The following is a 15,372-nucleotide window of genomic DNA, read 5'->3' on the forward strand; positions in this document are numbered from 1 at the left end:
GAGCGGGTGAGGAGAATCGAACTCCCGACAACAGCTTGGAAGGCTGTGGTTTTACCACTAAACTACACCCGCATATGGTGCGCCCGGCAGAAGTCGAATCCACAACCTTCTGATCCGTAGTCAGACGCTCTATCCAATTGAGCTACGGGCGCATAAAATAAATTATATTGTTTTAAAATGTTTTGGTGCGGTCGAGAGGACTTGAACCTCCACCGAGTTACCTCGACTAGGCCCTCAACCTAGCGCGTCTGCCATTCCGCCACGGCCGCATCTTCAAATTCGAGTTACTAGAATATCATATCAACTGAAATGTTATATGTCAATAACTTTTTAAAAGAAAATGGTGAGTCATGCAGGATTCGAACCTGCGACCCTCTGATTAAAAGTCAGATGCTCTACCAACTGAGCTAATGACTCGTGGTGAAATAAAAATGGCTGGGGTACCTGGATTCGAACCAGGGCATGACGGAATCAAAATCCGTTGCCTTACCGCTTGGCTATACCCCAATATTTAATTTGAATTTAAATGGCGGTCCGGACGGGACTCGAACCCGCGACCTCCTGCGTGACAGGCAGGCATTCTAACCAGCTGAACTACCGGACCAATATTTAAATGGTGACCCCTACGGGATTCGAACCCGTGTTACCGCCGTGAAAGGGCGGTGTCTTAACCGCTTGACCAAGGGGCCATGGCTCCGTTGGCAGGACTCGAACCTGCGACCCTCTGATTAACAGTCAGATGCTACTACCAACTGAGCTACAACGGAGTAATATGATGTCGTTCAAGTGCGTATCACCTTGTCGACTTTTACTATTATAAAGAGCTTTCTTCAAAACGTCAACTACTTTTTCAAAAAAAGTTATTTTTTTAAATAGATTCTTCCCGAACACTTGCTACAACAGTATTTTTGAGTATTTATCTTTCTCATTCTAGGATAGTTTTGATGACAGCTTTCACAAATATATAACCACTTCGATGCTGTGATTGGTCTACAATATCTTGGTGAACCTGTTTGTTGCATTAACATTTGAAAATCCATATCCCCATGTCGATACCCTTTTCCTTCTATATGTAAATGATAATGACAAAGTTCGTGTTTAATGATTCCTTCTACTTCTTCCTCTCCATACACCTCTAAATACTTTGGATTAATCTCAATATTATGTGTTTGTAATAAATAACGTCCTCCCGTTGTTCGAAGACGTTTATTAAATACAGCTTGATGTCGAAATGGTTTTTTAAAGTATGTCATTGAAACTTCTTGTACCCACAAAGTTAATTGTTCATAATTCATATTCATTTCCTCCATAAAAAATAAGAATGAATAAGCATATAGCCTTCTTCATTCTTACTCTATAGTATAACTTATTTTTCAGGCGCAATCATGGTTAATGATACGCGTCCTTTTTTCTCATCTACTTGATCTACATAGACAGTTACAATATCACCAAGTGCTACAACGTCTAAAGGATGTTTTACAAAACCTTTTTTCAATTTTGAAATATGAACTAAACCATCTTGCTTCACACCAATATCTACGAAGGCACCAAAGTCTACAACATTTCGGACAGTCCCTTGTAGCTCCATCCCTACCTTTAAGTCTTCCATTTTTAAAACGTCTTGCTTCAGTAATGGTTGCGGAAAAGCATCACGCGGGTCACGCGATGGCTTCATTAACATATCAATTACATCTTTAACCGTAATCTCTCCCACATTAAAACGCTCTGATAGTTCAGCGATTGTAAAATGTGAAATCGCTTCTTCGGCTTCTTTTGTTCCAATCTGTTTTACTGTTAGCCCTGCTACTTCTAAAATAGATTTAGCTAATGCATAACTCTCTGGATGAATCCCTGTACCGTCTAAAGGGTTTTTCGCATCTGAAATACGTAAAAAACCAATCGCCTGTTCATACGTTTTTGCACCAAGACGTGGAATCTTCTTCAATTGTGTACGTGCAGTAAATTTACCTTGTTCACTTCTTACACGCACAATGTTCTCTGCTACCGTCTTTGACAACCCAGAAATATGTTGTAATAGTGATGAAGACGCTGTATTGACATCCACACCTACTTGGTTTACAGCTGTTTCGACAACAAAATCAAGAGAAGATACTAGCTTCTTTTGTGATACATCATGTTGATACTGCCCTACTCCAACTGCCTTTGGTTCAATCTTAACCAGTTCTGCTAACGGATCTTGCAAACGACGCGCAATTGAAATCGCACTTCTTTGCTCTACTTGTAAATCAGGGAACTCGTCACGCGCTACCTCAGAAGCAGAGTACACACTTGCTCCTGCCTCATTCACAATGACATATGCCGTATTACTTGAAGCTTCTTTTAATACTTCTGCTACGAATGCTTCTGACTCACGTGATGCCGTACCATTACCAATCGCAATAATATCAATCGGATATTTATTTAATAGTTGAAGTAATGTATTTTTAGCTTCTTCTGGTTTTGCTTTAGGTGGATGTGGATAAATTACCGATAGGTCTAAAAACTTCCCTGTATCATCTACCACTGCTAATTTACAACCTGTACGATAAGCAGGATCTAAACCTAATACATATTTACCTTTCATTGGCGGTTGTAATAATAAGTTACGAAGATTTTCAGAGAAGATATGAATCGCTTGATTCTCGGCTCTCTCTGTCAATTCACTTCTTACTTCTCTTTCAATAGAAGGTGCAAGCAATCTTTTATAACTATCTGCAATTACTTCTTCTAAATACACATGTGCTGGTGACGTTTTTGGTTTTAACCATTTATTTCGCATAGCTGTATGAATCTTTACAGGTTCTACGTGTATGCCCACTTTTAAAATTTCTTCTTTTTCACCACGATTCATCGCTAAAATACGATGTGGCACTACTTTTTTAAGTGGTTCTTCATAATTATAGTAAATCTCAAAAACGCTTTTTTCATCCTGAGTAGCATCTTTTACTGTAGTGCGAATCACACCATCTTGCCATGTGATTTTTCGAATTTGTTCACGAATAGTTGGTTCATCTGCAAACTGCTCTGCTAAAATATCACAAGCTCCTTGCAAAGCATCTTCTACTGTCACTACCTCTTCAGTTATAAACTGCTCCGCATATTTAATAGGTGATTCATTTGATTGTGTAAGTAACCATTCTGCAAAAGGTTCTAGACCTTTTGCTTTTGCGACTGTCGCCTTTGTTTTTCGTTTTTGTTTGTATGGACGATATAAATCTTCTACCTTCTTCAACACAGTAGCATCACGTATTGATTTTTCAAGTTCAGGTGTTAATTTTTGCTGCTCATCTATTAATCGCACCACTTCTTCTTTTCTTTGTTCAAGTTGTTGAATGTAATGATGACGATCTTCTATATTTTTAATTTGTACTTCATCTAAAGAGCCGGTTACTTCTTTACGATAACGTGCAATAAAAGGAACTGTATTTCCTTCTTCTAATAATTCAATTACTTGATTCACTTGTTGTAGTTTAATATTTAACTCTTGTGCTATTAATTTATTCATAGTTACTCGTTCCATTTGAATCCCTCCAATATTAGTAGTGTATCAAAATACATAAAAAAAAGCCTATTCTACTTAGAATAGGCGTGCTGCGATTAAACTTGCATCATCGTTTTTTAAGGTTAAATAAGATGATTGTACTTGCTGCAATTTAATAAATTCATTCTCTAAAAGTAGGCTTCGAATATCTGTGATTTCTATCCCATCCGTATGTAATAAGAAAAAATCTCCTTTTTTATACTCTAATGCTTGCACAACAAAATGTTGAGTCCGTCCTGAAAGATAACCTCTCATCTGTCTCGGATAGATTACCTTACCTTCACTAGGTCGAAATATATAACAAGAAATGTTTCCAATACTCGCAAATTGAATATGGTTTCGTTGAAAACAAACTCGCATGACAGCAGCCACAGCGCCGCGTAACCCTAACATTTTTAAATCACTACGCCTAAGCAATTCACTTAATTCTAATTCGGGATTTTCTTCTAATTCTTTAATAACAACGGTAGCTGAAGCATTTGCTTCAGTACCGCTACCCAGACCATCTGCTATTGCTAAAATACAAATGTTTTCAAGTAATTTAACAGTCAATGCATCACCACTAATAGTAGCATCATTTTTAGCTCGAATCATCGTTGTATAATGCATAAAATTATTTCTACCTTCTGTCTGCATAATTAGACACCCCCAGAAGAAATAATTGCTTGTTGTAATTTTTTTATGGCCTTTCTTTGAAGTCGTGAAACATGCATTTGAGATATCCCCAATCTTTCACCAGCTTCTTTTTGACTTAATTGTTCTAAATAAGTTAATTGAATGATTTGCTTTTCACGTTCTGAAAGGACGCTCATTGCATCTGCTACAATCATTCTTCGATTAGTTTTTTCGTACTCTTCATCTTCTCTTCCAACTACATCGAATAATGTAACCGTACTACCATCTGAATCAGACTCGATTGAATGATCCATCGAAAGCGCTTGATAACTTCGACTCATCTCCATCGCTTCTAACACTTCTTCTTCTGTTACTTCTAATCGTTCAGCAACTTCTGAAACTTTTGGCGAACGCTGCAATTCAGTTGTTAGTAATTCAACGGTCGATTTAATTCTTGGGCCTAATTCTTTGATTCTTCTAGGAACATGAACATCCCAAGTTTTATCTCGTAAGAAACGCTTAATTTCACCAATAATCGTAGGCACCGCAAAAGCTTCGAAACTTCTTCCAAAGTCTGGATCAAAACGTCTTATTGCTCCTAGTAAACCCAGCATACCTACTTGAACAATATCATCATGATAGGAACGTCCATTGGAATATTTTCGCGCAATTGACTCTACTAAATATTGATAATGTAATACCAAATTCGTTTGTGCATCATCATCTTCATTTTCTTGATACTTTTGGATCCATTCTAATACTTGTTCCTTAGAAGCAGATTTAGAAGGTGTCCGTTTCCACATGCTCCTTCACCTGCTCTCGTGCAACATATTTTGTCATGAAAACTGTAACACCGTTGTCATTTAAGACTTTTACTTCATCCATTAAGCTTTCGATTAAAAATAAGCCGAGGCCACCTTCTCTTATAAATTCTGCATTTGTTTCTTCGTCGTAAGGTCCTACTTTTTCTCTAACTTCTTCAAAATCAAAGCTCTTACCGTAATCAGCAATCATAATTTCAATTTTATCAGTATATATAGCACAACCAACAACTACCTCACCTTGTTCTGCTTCTGGATAAGCGTGTTGAATTGCATTCGTAATTGCTTCGCTTGAAGCAATCTTAATATCTTCAATGTCATCGTAAGAAAAACCAATTCGGTTTGCTAATCCTGAAATTGCCAATCTAGTTATTCCAACATATTGAGTTTTCGATGGTACTCTCATTTCGAAATAATCAAATTCTCTCATGGTCGTTCACAGCCCCTTCTTTCTCTATATGGATTACTCCGCTAAGACCTGTAATGTCAAACAGTCTTTGTAAACGTTGAGATAGTCCTACCAAAACAAGCTTTCCTTTATTTGCTGTTACATTTTTGTAGAAAGCTACAATGACCCCTAGCCCTGTACTGTCCATATAACTTACTTCTGACAAATCCAATTCAACTAGCATATCCTCTTGAATATCAACAGCTAATAATTCTTCTCTTAAATTCGGAGCAGTGAAAGCGTCAACTTCTCCACTCACCATACTTAACACCTTATTTTCCTCTTTATTAATCTCTATTTTAAAATTCATATTTTAGCACCCCAATTTTTTATAACAGTCTATTAATACTGAATACCTTTTTTTCAAACATCTTAAACATAGGCTAATCATCTTCTTTTTTCAATACAACAAAAGTTAAGTCATCTGCAAGATTTTGGAAGTGTGATAATTTTTCAATCTCATGGAAAATAGCCTCTGCTAATTGCTGTGGTATTTTGTCTTTATGTTTAAAAATCAAATCGGTTAATTCAGACTTTTCTAAAAATCGATCGTCCACCCTACATTCAGTTACACCATCTGTCATAATAATTACCATATCGCCTTTTGCCAACTGTACACTTCTCTCTTGGTTATGAACATCAGGTAATACGCCTAATAATAGACCTTCAGACTCTAGTTCAATAAATTTACCATCTTTTGCACGATACAATAATGCAGGTTCATGTCCAGCTGAGCAATAAGTAAATGTAGATTGCACGACATCATATCGTCCATAAAACATGGAAATGAACATATTATCATCTACAGTTTTTTCTACAATGCGATTTAAAACATCCATAGCATAAGAGGGGCTGATACTCGGCTGCCCAAGTGTATCTAAACCATTCTTAACCATAGACATGCAAAGTGCAGCCGGAATACCTTTTCCTACTACATCCGCGACACCTACTCCGACAAAACGTTTGGAATCTCCTTGGTAATAGATATAATCTCCATTCATTTTCCGAGCTGGAACAGAGATACTCCCGATAGAAAGACCATCAATTGTTGGAATCGTCGTTTTTAACATTGTCTTTTGAACATTCGCAGCAAGTTCTAGTTCATGATCCATTTCTTCCTGGTTCTTCAACAAAATTTTATGTTCACGTAAAGCTAAACCATATTGAATCATAAATTCAGTTAAAAAGTCCAAAGCATTTTTCATACCATCCGTAAACTCTTCACTACCTTCATAAATTTCCGCAAGAGAATCTTTATGAATACTAATTACTTCTTCTGGTGTAATGTCTTTTTGTACCAAACGCCTACTAAAGTTTTGGCCTAAATATAAATTACGCTCAGTTTGATACTGTAAATATTGTCCTAGAAGCATTGTGTACTGTTTTTTTATTTCATTTGTCATGCACTCATCACTTCCTCATCGGAGCCATTTAATGATTCTCACAATTGTTCCTTCATTGACGGTCGTTTGAATGTCAAATTCATCCATTAATCTGCGCACACCTGGCAAACCAGCACCTAGGCCTTGAGAAGTTGAATAACCGTCTTGCATGACAAGACGAATATCTTCAATACCTGGTCCTTCATCTTGTGCAACAATTTTAATCCCTTTTGTACCGCTCATATCAATTGTTTCAATCAGTATTCGGCCTTTATCTGCATATAAATAAATATTTCGTGCTAATTCACTAATTGCAGTCGTAATACGCGCCTGGTCTACCGCGCCAAATCCAATACGCTTCGCTTCGTTTCTTCCAAGCTGACGTGCCTCAACAATATCCCACTCTGTTAATATTTCAACAAAAGATTTACTCATATCTTTCTGCCCCCCAGTGCTTTCTGGAGTTTCGTAAGACCACCTTCTAAATCAAGTGCTGTAATGACGTCTTTCAAATAAATTCCTAACTCCACCAGTGTAATAGCTATACTAGGTTGAATACCAGTAATTGTTACTTTTGCTCCCATCAAAGAGGTCATACGAATAATGTCGCCCAAAATACGAGCAATAAAGGAATCAATAAATTCAATACAACTTAAGTCAATTACAACTCCTCTAACTTTTACTTCACTCAACTTTTGTAAAAGATCCGTTTGAAATTGCATAGCTGTAGGATCATCTAATTCTGATTGAATCGATACAATTAGACAATCTTGTAATTTTAAAATTGGGATGTTCAGCACCATTAATGAATCACCTCACGAATGCATCGATTTGTCTCTTCTAGTGCTTTCTCTATTCCTTCTTGAAGTGTTCCCAATGTCGTGACATCTGATAAATTAACACCTAACTGGACAATCGTTTGCGCAATTTCAGGACGGATTCCTACTAACATACTTTTACCACCTACAATATGAATAGCATTTACGACTTCTATTAAATGATGAGCTACCACTGTATCAAGAACTAGCAAACCGGTAATATCAATTAGTACAACTTCTGATTTATTCGATACAACTGCATGTAAAACATTTTCCATAATTTGCTTTGCACGATCCCTATCAATAGCACCAATAATCGGAATGACAATTACGCGATCAAATACAGGAATAATGGGTGTAGATAGTTCCTGTAAGGCAATTTTTTGTAAATGAATAATTTTATTATAGCGTTCTTGTTCATACTTTAATAATTCTATAGATAGAGAATGAACTATTTTACGTAAATATTGCAAAATCTCCATTGACTCTGCTGGCTTTTTATCTTTTTGATTCCGCAATACATAATATGTACTCGTTTCAAAAGCCTCGATAAAGGGAAATAATTGGACAGCTGTTCTATTAAGTGTTCCTAATTCTTGGACAAATTTTTGGATATCTAAATGATTCAAAAAATTTCTGATGTATCTCATCGTTTGCTCTAGCGTCTTTTCAAATAATTCTTCTTGAAGACTACCCGTAGCCATCTCTGACTCATCAGCTCTTAATTGTTCTTGCCAAACATCTTCAACTTCTTGTAAATGCTCTTTTAAAAATCGAATCGTGGCTTTTTCCAATCAGTAACCCTCCCTATTTGTTATATATGCAATTGTATCTCAAATCTTACATTTATTCACTTTTTATTCCTTGTTTTATAAAAATCGAGAAAGCACCACTAATACTATTACCATTTTTAAGAAATTAAAAACACCAGATTTTAAAAAAACCTGATGTTTTCGCTCTATGTATAGCTTTTAAAATTTTAATAATCCCAAACTAATAGCCAAAGCATCTTCTACTTCTTTCATTAGTGGTTGATCGAGTTGTGTAATTTTGTCAGTTAAACGGGATTTATCGATTGTCCGTAGTTGTTCTAACAAAATAACTGAATCTCGCTCAAATCCGTATTTCTTTGCATCAATTTCGACATGGGTTGGTAACTTTGCTTTTTGAATTTGCGCTGTAATTGCTGCAATAATCACTGTAGGACTAAAGCGATTCCCGATATCATTTTGGATTACCAAAACTGGTCGAGTACCGCCTTGTTCTGATCCCACTACAGGTGATAAGTCAGCAAAAAAACGTCTCCACGTTTTACATTCAAATTGTCATCCTCCGCAAACGAGTCGCTCCACCATATGTTCTGCTTCATACTCTAAATGTAGACATTCACTACATATAGTTAAGTTAATTTGGGACATTTCGGTATATCCCTTAACCATAGCTTCTCGTATATCATTTTTATGAGTCATCTTTTTATATCGTTTTGTTGGTACATATAAATTTTGTTCAGATGTAATAGATTGTTGATAAGCTTGCTCGATGTTCTCTGTAACTATATTTGATGATTTCGGTAGAATCGTTTCATTTATACTGTTTTGAACCACAGCTCGCACCTCCAAAAAGTTCCCTTTTATCATATCGAAATTTTCTATGTTAGAACAATCTTATCATTCTAGCAATAGAAAAGAAAGGTCTTTTCTAAGAGTTATGCCATAAAAAAATAGATTTCTCTAAATTTATAACATTTTTTTATCATTATTTATAATAAACTCTTGGTACGCGCGCAGTCAGTATACATGCTATTTCATATGGAATTGTATGAAGACGATCTGCCCATTCTTGCATCGTAATTTGTTCTTTTTCTTGTTTACCAATTAAAACAACTTTCTCACCTACTGGGAAATGAAACGGTAATCGAATCATTAACTGATCCATACAAATTCTACCTACGATTGGTACGCGAATACCGCCTACAAGAACTTCTTGCCCTTGTAAACCACGTAATACACCATCAGCATAACCAATTGGCAAAGTAGCAATCCATTCACCGTCTTCTTGTGCTTCATAGGTTGCACCGTATCCTACGTGTTCACCCTTTTTCAATTGTTTCACGTGAACAATCTCTGTTTCAAGTTGAAGTGCTGGATGAATTGTAAAAGGTAGATGTTCTCCTACATAAGTTGAAGGTAGTAAGCCATACATAGAGATACCAAAGCGGACTGCATCAAACTCTACATGATTCTTTAATAAAGAAGCTGCTGTATTCGCTGCATGAACTAAACGAGGTTTGGTTGGTAACTGATTGACTAAGTGTATAAACACATCTTTTTGTTGGTCATAGTATGTAGAATCTTCCTCGTCTGCCGTTGCAAAGTGCGTGAAAATACCATCAAGTTCAAACTGGGGTGATGATTGAATACCGTGGTATAGTGTAAGCATCTCATGTTCATTTCGTACCCCAATACGTCCCATTCCACTGTCAATTTTCATATGTACTTTAACAGGAACGTCTAAAGTTGAAAATTGTTCACTCGCCGCTTCTAACCAATCCATTGAAAAGACTGTTAGTGTAATATGCTCTTTCGCTGCAAATGGAATAAATGAAATAGGTACCGCACCTAATACTAAAATTGGTGTTTCTGAAAACACTTCTCTAAGGTGTAAAGCTTCATCTGGCGTAGCAACTGCTAACATCGTAACGCCTGCTTCAATCGCTGCTTTTGAGACTTCTACATCTCCGTGACCATATGCATTTGCTTTTACGACTGCAATAATTTCCGCATCAGTATGTAGGTGATTTCGCAAACCTTCAATGTTTTTTTGTATAGCTGTCAGATCAACACGAGCTGTTGTTGGTCTAAAATGTGTCATGTTCATTACCTCTTTTTATTTTTTATTCATACTAAGGTAAAGAATGTATATACCAACATTCTTTGTTTACCCTACTTTTTCAGAAAATAACCATTTATTGTGAGTTTTTTTCCATTAAAACGACTTGAGCAGCAGCATATTCTTTCGAATGTGTGATACTGACGAATCCATCTACTTTTTGTTGCTTAAAATAAAGAATGGGTTGTCCTTTTTCATTCGGTAAGATTTCAATATCATGCAACTTACAATCTCGCCCTAACCCTGTACCATTCGCTTTTGAATAAGCCTCTTTCGCTGAAAAACGTCCTGCTAAAAACTCAAGTTGTCTTCTTGTTTTTAATTGCTCAAAAATAGCCATTTCGCGCTCCGTTAAAATACGCATTTTAAACTTAGGGCTTAGATCGTTTGATTTTTGAATACGTGCAATTTCAACTATATCCAAGCCAATTCCTTTAATCATCTTCGCTTCTCCCTTCTCTCTACGAACTGTTCCATGTATAATATTTATATTACACGATGAGGTGACAAAATGTTTAATCGAACTGAAAATCTTTCACTTTATATTAAAAAGTACCCCGTAATTTCTGTTTTAATCGGTATGAACTTGGTCGTATATCTACTCGGTTTGATTCCAGGTATAGGAAACAATCTATATGCTCTTGGTATCGCATATAATTATTCCATCTCTCAAGGTGAGTATTGGCGACTTATTACAGCCATGTTTTTACATGGTGGCTTCTTACACTTACTTTTCAACATGTTTGGTTTATATGTATTCGGTCCTGAGTTAGAGCAATTAGCCGGTAAGTTACGATTCTTCTCCATCTATTTCATCTCAGGTTTACTTGCAAATGTTGCAACCTATGTTGTTGAGCCACTAAACTATGCTTCACTTGGTGCAAGCGGTGCAATCTTTGGTATTTTTGGCGCTTACTTAGCATTGGTATATCACACGCGCAAAATTTTACCGCAACTAAAACAATTAATCATTCCTTTAGTTGCAATTTCTGTTATTATGACATTCGTCCAATCAAACATTAATATTACAGCTCACTTAGTTGGATTAGCTGTCGGTTTTATTTTGGGAATGTTCCAATTTACACCAAAACGTATCCGTCGTTTTAGAGAAAAATAAAAAATGAGAAGTAGCTTGTTCGCTGCTTCTCATTTTTTTATTTATTCGGTTGATACCATTTAAATAGTTGACTGATCGCTTGTAAATCAAAATGCTTCAGGTGTGCTGTAAAACCTGTCGTACTCGACATAATATGAACATGGCATGAAGCAATGTCTTTTCGCTCAGCAAAATAACTCTGTGTTACGCGCATCGATTGAATTCGATTCTTCTGCACAACAAATGTTGTTTTACTGAAATAACGATGTACAATCGTTAACTGTAAATGATTTACTGCAAAACCAGCTGTTTTATACTGCCAATATGCACGCAACAGTATAAGCGGAATCAGCACAATACTCCACATACCATATGGATAGAAGTAATAACTAACGAATCCAACTGGAATAAGTGGTACATAGATTGGATTTAATAAATAACGAATTAAAGACTTCTTTGGCACCTTTGTATACGTTGTTTCCCAAACGTACTCGGGGAATAATTCTTGTAAAATACGAATTGCATTTTTCTTTTTTATGAAAGGTAGTAGGACGACTTGATCTTCTTTTTCATCGCCTGAACCACCTGCACTATCAATAATGACACGACAGTAACCAAATAATTGACGAATTGGATTTTCGATTATACGAATTCCTTGTACACGATTCATTTGAAGTGTCGTTCTCTTTTTCTCTAAAAGCCCCTTTGATAAAAAGAGCTGTTCTTCTGTTCTTTCAAGTTTAAAACCGTAGTTCACAAAATAAGAAATGAGAATTGCTACTGCCCATGATAATAAGATAGCCCCTAATACAATTAAAATAATAAAGAGGACTCCAAAACGAACAATATTCTGCACCTCTCCGTAAATGCGCTCGTACGGAATAAAATCATTAAACTGTGAAGCAATTGCAGCGACAGCAGAGAATAAAATCCCCATACTACTCGAAGTTGTTGCTAATAAAATTAATTCCTTCGTGTTGATTTGATAGATAAACTCTTTTTCAATACGAATTTCAGCGACATCTTCGATTGTACCATCCTCAGCTACAACCACTTCTTGTTTTGCTTTTTTCATTTCAAGTTCAATTCGACTGGCTTGCTCTCGGGTAATCGCAGTCAAACTGACTTCTGCATCTGCTGAACCGCCAGCTGTTTCAACATCCACACGTACTAATTTAAAAGGTCTATGTAAAATCCCTTCTTTATAGTTCAATGTTTGAATGCGTTCAAATGGAATATACCGTTTATTTTTTACGAATAAACCATATTCGATTCGCAACTCGCCATCTTCAAACCAATAAATAAATTTACGCCATTTAATCCATGCAAATATAAAAACAATGCATAAGAAGAGAATCGCTCCTCCAAGTAAAGCAAGCGTCGGATAAAAATTCTCACCGTCTGATGGGTCTAAACTAAGCTCTAATTTCGCGCTAAATACAAAAATGACAACAGGTAATAATAATGTTTTAATCGCATTAAAAAAATTAATGGCGATTGTAATAGGGTGTAGACGCATAACTTGTTCATTAGACATCTTCTTCAGCCACCCTTGCTAATTTAGAAATTCTTCTTCGTAATTCATCTGCTTCTTCCATTTGTAAAGCAGGAATCGTATGTGTAGTTGCTGCAGTTGAAATCGAAATTTCTGCTAAATTATACTTCTTTAAAATCGGTCCTTGCACCGTATCAACATGCTGTACACGAATCATCGGTACGAGTGTTCTCTCAACTACAAACAACCCTGATTGCACTTCAATTTCTTGTTCACGCACTTCATAACGCCAGCGCTGCCAGCGAATTTTCGGAAATAAGTAAATACCACAAAAAGCTTCAATTACCCATAACCCTAAAACTGTATATGGAATCCATTTATACCATTCAAAATAATACGTTAAGAAAAAAATAAGAGCAGTAATTAATAATGCAATGCCCGAAAAAATACATGCATGAATTCGCCAAACGGTTAATCCTTTTGGATCAATTTGATATTTTAATTCATCCACCTTAGATATGCCTCCTTTTCCAAAGATTTGGAATCTACTTAATTATACGTATTATAACAAAAAGCGTTCCATTTTTTTATGTATAAAAAAACTCATGAATCGCTCGAAAGCCATTCATGAGTTGTATATGTTGATTAATCTTCGCTTGAGCGACGACGACGTTCGCCACCACGGTTATCACGACGACGATCTCCGCCACGTGAACCACCATCACGACGTTCGCTTGAAGAACGTTCACCGCGTGAACCACCGCGACGATCTCCACCGCCACTACGTGAGCCACCACGACGATCTCCACCGCGTGAACCGCCACTACGTGAACCACCACGGTATCCACCGCCGCTACGTCCACCACGTGAACCGCCACCATTTCCGCCGCCACGACGCATTGGTAATGGACGCTCTTCAGAAATTTGGATTGGTGTATCATCTGGCTCGTTCGTTAATGATTTAAGAGCTGCTGCAACTAAATCAATTGCATCATTTGTAGCTAATAAGTCTTCAGCCATACTGCGGTAACCACTCGCATTATTTTTATTAACTAACTCTTGTAATTGTTCAACAGCTAATTTCTTTTGTCCTACTAAAGCTTCATCAGCAGTAGGTGGTTTTAAAGGTGTCATACGTTTTTTCGTTGTTTCTTCAACGATACGTAAGTAACCCATTTCACGAGGTGTTACGAATGTAACTGCCATACCTGATTTACCAGCACGACCTGTACGACCAATACGGTGAACGTATGATTCTGGATCTTGTGGAATATCAAAGTTGTAAACATGTGTTACACCTGAAATATCTAAACCACGAGCTGCTACGTCTGTTGCTACTAATACATCAATTTTATTTTCTTTGAATTGACGTAATACAGAAAGACGTTTTGCTTGAGATAAGTCACCGTGAATACCTTCAGCAAGGTAACCGCGAATGCTTAATGCGTGAGATAATTCATCTACACGACGTTTTGTACGACCAAATACGATTGCAAGTTCTGGTTGGTGTACGTTTAATAAACGAGATAGAACGTCGAATTTTTCGCGTTCCTGTGCTTTTACGAAGAATTGTTCAATGTTATCCACTGTTAATTCTTTTGCTTTAATTTTTACGCTTTCTGGCTCAGTCATGAATGTATCTGCAATTTTACGAATTGCTGGAGGCATTGTTGCTGAGAATAAAAGTGTTTGGCGCTCAGCCGGTACGTTTTCAAGAATTGCATTGATATCCTCAATGAATCCCATGTTTAACATTTCGTCTGCTTCATCTAATACTAACGTTTCAACGTTTTCTAGTTTAAGCGTACGACGTTTAATGTGGTCTAAAATACGTCCTGGAGTACCTACGATAATTTGTGGTTTATTTTTTAATGCACGAATTTGGCGGCTAATGTCTTGTCCACCGTATACAGAAAGAATACGAGCACGTTTACCGTGACCAATTTTGTAGATTTCTTCTGAGCATTGGATGGCTAATTCGCGTGTAGGGGCAATTACTAATGCTTGAATTGCTTGATTTTTAGGGTCAATTTTTTCGATTAGTGGTACACCAAATGCTACTGTTTTACCAGTACCAGTTTGTGCTTGTCCGATGATATCGTTGCCTGCAATTGCTAGTGGAATTGTACCTTCTTGGATTGGTGTTGCTGATTCGAATCCCATGCGTTCTAGGGATTTTAATGTTGATTCGCTAATATTTAGTTCTGAAAAATTTGTCAAACTTCTCATTCTCCTTTTTCGTGTTTGAATTTGACAAATGGTTACAT

17 protein-coding genes, 8 tRNA genes and 1 pseudogene are annotated in these 15,372 nt (G+C 36.7%); 1 reads left to right on the forward strand and 25 read right to left on the reverse strand.

The window, feature by feature from the left end; genetic code table 11:
- Position 1: 1 nt before the first annotated feature.
- The 22 genes and pseudogenes from ACKVQX_RS11120 to acpS all read right to left on the reverse strand — a co-directional run bounded on the left by ACKVQX_RS11120 (position 2) and on the right by acpS (position 10,956).
- Positions 2 to 72, reverse strand: a tRNA-Gly gene (locus ACKVQX_RS11120).
- 3 nt (positions 73 to 75) lie between these two features.
- Positions 76 to 152: transfer RNA gene (locus ACKVQX_RS11125), tRNA-Arg, on the reverse strand.
- Positions 153 to 183: 31 nt separating this feature from the next.
- Positions 184 to 269 (reverse strand) — tRNA-Leu (locus tag ACKVQX_RS11130).
- A gap of 72 nt (positions 270 to 341) precedes the next feature.
- Positions 342 to 417 (reverse strand) — tRNA-Lys (locus ACKVQX_RS11135).
- 15 nt (positions 418 to 432) lie between these two features.
- A tRNA-Gln gene (locus tag ACKVQX_RS11140) sits at positions 433 to 507 on the reverse strand.
- A 20-nt stretch (positions 508 to 527) separates the two neighbouring features.
- Positions 528 to 604: transfer RNA gene (locus ACKVQX_RS11145), tRNA-Asp, on the reverse strand.
- 10 nt (positions 605 to 614) lie between these two features.
- Positions 615 to 689: transfer RNA gene (locus tag ACKVQX_RS11150), tRNA-Glu, on the reverse strand.
- 1 nt (position 690) lies between these two features.
- Positions 691 to 767: transfer RNA gene (locus ACKVQX_RS11155), tRNA-Asn, on the reverse strand.
- Between the two features lie 93 nt (positions 768 to 860).
- Positions 861 to 1,295, reverse strand: a complete 435-nt coding sequence (locus ACKVQX_RS11160) for a SprT family protein (protein WP_325943725.1) — start codon at positions 1,293 to 1,295, stop codon at positions 861 to 863.
- Between the two features lie 71 nt (positions 1,296 to 1,366).
- Positions 1,367 to 3,520: a Tex family protein gene (locus ACKVQX_RS11165; RefSeq protein ID WP_068450613.1), complete on the reverse strand. Its 2,154-nt coding sequence runs from the start codon at positions 3,518 to 3,520 to the stop codon at positions 1,367 to 1,369.
- A gap of 57 nt (positions 3,521 to 3,577) precedes the next feature.
- Positions 3,578 to 4,177, reverse strand: coding sequence for a SpoIIE family protein phosphatase (locus ACKVQX_RS11170; RefSeq protein WP_068450611.1), 600 nt, complete (start codon positions 4,175 to 4,177; stop codon positions 3,578 to 3,580).
- Positions 4,178 to 4,179: 2 nt separating this feature from the next.
- Positions 4,180 to 4,959, reverse strand: coding sequence for an RNA polymerase sigma factor SigB (gene sigB, locus ACKVQX_RS11175; RefSeq protein ID WP_068450609.1), 780 nt, complete (start codon positions 4,957 to 4,959; stop codon positions 4,180 to 4,182).
- The gene (gene rsbW, locus ACKVQX_RS11180; protein ID WP_068450608.1) at positions 4,937 to 5,407 is read right to left on the reverse strand and encodes an anti-sigma B factor RsbW; all 471 of its coding nucleotides are present in this window, start codon (positions 5,405 to 5,407) and stop codon (positions 4,937 to 4,939) included. Before rsbW ends, sigB begins: the two co-directional genes overlap by 23 nt.
- Positions 5,394 to 5,735, reverse strand: a complete 342-nt coding sequence (locus ACKVQX_RS11185; RefSeq protein WP_068450607.1) for an anti-sigma factor antagonist — start codon at positions 5,733 to 5,735, stop codon at positions 5,394 to 5,396. The genes rsbW and ACKVQX_RS11185 overlap by 14 nt, the downstream gene beginning before the upstream one ends.
- A gap of 73 nt (positions 5,736 to 5,808) precedes the next feature.
- On the reverse strand, positions 5,809 to 6,828 hold the full coding sequence (locus ACKVQX_RS11190) for a PP2C family protein-serine/threonine phosphatase (protein WP_368634443.1): 1,020 nt from the start codon (positions 6,826 to 6,828) through the stop codon (positions 5,809 to 5,811).
- A gap of 15 nt (positions 6,829 to 6,843) precedes the next feature.
- Entirely contained in the window at positions 6,844 to 7,242 is a 399-nt protein-coding gene (locus ACKVQX_RS11195; RefSeq protein ID WP_068450606.1) for an anti-sigma regulatory factor, read from the reverse strand.
- Positions 7,239 to 7,610: an STAS domain-containing protein gene (locus ACKVQX_RS11200; RefSeq protein ID WP_068450604.1), complete on the reverse strand. Its 372-nt coding sequence runs from the start codon at positions 7,608 to 7,610 to the stop codon at positions 7,239 to 7,241. Before ACKVQX_RS11200 ends, ACKVQX_RS11195 begins: the two co-directional genes overlap by 4 nt.
- Positions 7,610 to 8,419 (reverse strand): STAS domain-containing protein, encoded by an 810-nt coding sequence (locus tag ACKVQX_RS11205; protein WP_068450602.1) that lies wholly within the window; start codon positions 8,417 to 8,419, stop codon positions 7,610 to 7,612. Before ACKVQX_RS11205 ends, ACKVQX_RS11200 begins: the two co-directional genes overlap by 1 nt.
- 177 nt (positions 8,420 to 8,596) lie before the next feature.
- Positions 8,597 to 8,946: pseudogene (locus ACKVQX_RS11210) on the reverse strand (type II toxin-antitoxin system PemK/MazF family toxin).
- Positions 8,947 to 8,950: 4 nt separating this feature from the next.
- A complete protein-coding gene (locus ACKVQX_RS11215; RefSeq protein WP_231726971.1) occupies positions 8,951 to 9,229 on the reverse strand; it encodes a transcriptional regulator in 279 nt (92 codons plus the stop codon).
- Between the two features lie 151 nt (positions 9,230 to 9,380).
- A complete protein-coding gene (gene alr, locus ACKVQX_RS11220) occupies positions 9,381 to 10,496 on the reverse strand; it encodes an alanine racemase (protein WP_409136327.1) in 1,116 nt (371 codons plus the stop codon).
- A 94-nt stretch (positions 10,497 to 10,590) separates the two neighbouring features.
- Positions 10,591 to 10,956 carry a holo-ACP synthase gene (gene acpS, locus ACKVQX_RS11225; protein ID WP_285215495.1) on the reverse strand — a complete coding sequence of 122 codons (366 nt, stop codon included), beginning with the start codon at positions 10,954 to 10,956 and terminating at the stop codon, positions 10,591 to 10,593.
- Positions 10,957 to 11,025: 69 nt separating this feature from the next.
- Here acpS and ACKVQX_RS11230 point away from each other — a divergent pair, with 69 nt between their 5' ends.
- Positions 11,026 to 11,631: a rhomboid family intramembrane serine protease gene (locus tag ACKVQX_RS11230; RefSeq protein ID WP_068450596.1), complete on the forward strand. Its 606-nt coding sequence runs from the start codon at positions 11,026 to 11,028 to the stop codon at positions 11,629 to 11,631.
- A 37-nt stretch (positions 11,632 to 11,668) separates the two neighbouring features.
- Here the strand turns inward: ACKVQX_RS11230 and ACKVQX_RS11235 are convergent, their stop codons facing one another.
- From ACKVQX_RS11235 to ACKVQX_RS11245, 3 genes are all read right to left on the reverse strand, one after another.
- Positions 11,669 to 13,147, reverse strand: a complete 1,479-nt coding sequence (locus tag ACKVQX_RS11235; RefSeq protein WP_087681115.1) for a PH domain-containing protein — start codon at positions 13,145 to 13,147, stop codon at positions 11,669 to 11,671.
- On the reverse strand, positions 13,140 to 13,616 hold the full coding sequence (locus tag ACKVQX_RS11240) for a PH domain-containing protein (RefSeq protein WP_068450592.1): 477 nt from the start codon (positions 13,614 to 13,616) through the stop codon (positions 13,140 to 13,142). Before ACKVQX_RS11240 ends, ACKVQX_RS11235 begins: the two co-directional genes overlap by 8 nt.
- Before the next feature lie 134 nt (positions 13,617 to 13,750).
- Positions 13,751 to 15,325 (reverse strand): DEAD/DEAH box helicase, encoded by a 1,575-nt coding sequence (locus tag ACKVQX_RS11245; protein ID WP_068450588.1) that lies wholly within the window; start codon positions 15,323 to 15,325, stop codon positions 13,751 to 13,753.
- Positions 15,326 to 15,372: the final 47 nt, after the last annotated feature.

The sequence above is a fragment of the Kurthia sp. ISK08 genome, assembly GCF_046159805.1.
GTDB classification, from domain to species: domain Bacteria; phylum Bacillota; class Bacilli; order Bacillales_A; family Planococcaceae; genus Kurthia; species Kurthia gibsonii.